1 rRNA gene is annotated in these 2,350 nt (G+C 52.9%); it reads left to right on the forward strand.

Features of this window, described 5'->3' with window-relative positions:
• A 23S ribosomal RNA gene (locus AB0O97_RS20185) occupies positions 1–2,225 on the forward strand; the annotation flags it as partial.
• Positions 2,226–2,350: the final 125 nt, after the last annotated feature.

Raw genomic sequence — 2,350 nt, forward strand, 5'->3', positions numbered from 1 at the left:
TAGGTGCAGCGTTGCGTGTTTCTTACTGGAGGTAGAGCTACTGGATGGCTAATGGGCCCTACAAGGTTACTGACGTCAGCCAAACTCCGAATGCCGGTAAGTCAGAGCGTAGCAGTGAGACTGTGGGGGATAAGCTTCATAGTCGAGAGGGAAACAGCCCAGACCACCAACTAAGGCCCCTAAGCGTGTGCTAAGTGGGAAAGGATGTGGGATTGCTTAGACAACCAGGAGGTTGGCTTAGAAGCAGCCATCCTTAAAAGAGTGCGTAATAGCTCACTGGTCAAGTGATTCCGCGCCGACAATGTAGCGGGGCTCAAGTACACCGCCGAAGTTGTGGATTTCAAACATTGCCCTAACAAGACTTGTTCTTGTTCAGGGGTTTGGAGTGGTAGGGGAGCGTCGTGTAGGCATTGAAGTCGCAGTGTGAACTAGCGGTGGAGCCTACACGAGTGAGAATGCAGGCATGAGTAGCGAAAGACGGGTGAGAAACCCGTCCGCCGAATGATCAAGGGTTCCAGGGTCAAGCTAATCTGCCCTGGGTAAGTCGGGACCTAAGGCGAGGCCGACAGGCGTAGTCGATGGACAACGGGTTGATATTCCCGTACCGGTGAAGAACCGCCAATATTGAACCAATGATACTAACCATCCCTTTCCACCATTGAGTGTCCTTCGGGACCAGGGTGTGTGGGGAGCGTGGGACCTGACTTGGGGAGGTAAACGTATTAACAGGTGTGACGCAGGAAGGTAGCCGAGCCGGGCGATGGTAGTCCCGGTCTAAGGATGTAGGAAACACGATAGGCAAATCCGTTGTGTTGTCTTTGATGACGATTCTGAGATCTGATGGGACCCCCGTTTGGGGGAATTCGGTGATCCTATGCTGCCTAGAAAAGCATCGACGTGAGGTTCTAACTGCCCGTACCCCAAACCGACACAGGTGATCAGGTAGAGAATACTAAGGCGATCGAGAGAATTATGGTTAAGGAACTCGGCAAAATGCCCCCGTAACTTCGGGAGAAGGGGGGCCTGCCTCGTGAAGGAACCTAGCGTTCCGTGAGCGGGTGTGGGCCGCAGAGACCAGGGGGAAGCGACTGTTTACTAAAAACACAGGTCCGTGCGAAGTCGCAAGACGATGTATACGGACTGACTCCTGCCCGGTGCTGGAAGGTTAAGAGGACCGGTTAGCTAACTTGTTAGCGAAGCTGAGAATTTAAGCCCCAGTAAACGGCGGTGGTAACTATAACCATCCTAAGGTAGCGAAATTCCTTGTCGGGTAAGTTCCGACCTGCACGAATGGAGTAACGACTTCCCCGCTGTCTCAACCATAAACTCGGCGAAATTGCAGTACGAGTAAAGATGCTCGTTACGCGCAGCAGGACGGAAAGACCCCGAGACCTTTACTATAGTTTGGTATTGGTGTTCGGAGTGGCTTGTGTAGGATAGGTGGGAGACTGTGAAGCTACAACGCTAGTTGTGGTGGAGTCATCGTTGAAATACCACTCTGGTCACTTTGGACATCTAACTTCGGCCCGTAATCCGGGTCAGGGACAGTGCCTGATGGGTAGTTTAACTGGGGCGGTTGCCTCCTAAAAAGTAACGGAGGCGCCCAAAGGTTCCCTCAGCCTGGTTGGCAATCAGGTTTCGAGTGTAAGTGCACAAGGGAGCTTGACTGTGAGAGGGACACCTCGAGCAGGGACGAAAGTCGGGACTAGTGATCCGGCGGCACATTGTGGAATGGCCGTCGCTCAACGGATAAAAGGTACCTCGGGGATAACAGGCTGATCTTGCCCAAGAGTCCATATCGACGGCATGGTTTGGCACCTCGATGTCGGCTCGTCGCATCCTGGGGCTGGAGTAGGTCCCAAGGGTTGGGCTGTTCGCCCATTAAAGCGGTACGCGAGCTGGGTTTAGAACGTCGTGAGACAGTTCGGTCCCTATCCGCTGCGCGCGCAGGAAATTTGAGAAGGTCTGTCCTTAGTACGAGAGGACCGGGACGGACGAACCTCTGGTGTGTCAGTTGTACTGCCAAGTGCATCGCTGATTAGCTACGTTCGGATGGGATAACCGCTGAAAGCATCTAAGCGGGAAGCCCGCTTCAAGATGAGATTTCCATACACGTAAGTGTGAGAGGCTCCCAGCAGACCACTGGGTTGATAGGCCGGATGTGGAAGCGAGGACTAAAGACTCGTGAAGCTGACCGGTACTAATAAGCCGATAACTTACACCACACACACTCTTATATGACATGAGTATGCTCGCGTTCACTATGTGGTTCCCAACCAACAAACCCAAACAGGATTTGTCCCGGTTGAAACCAAAACAAAGGGCCTTCCTTTGTGACTCAACCCACCAG

The sequence above is a fragment of the Specibacter sp. NPDC078692 genome (assembly GCF_040686835.1).
GTDB lineage: Bacteria > Actinomycetota > Actinomycetes > Actinomycetales > Micrococcaceae > Specibacter.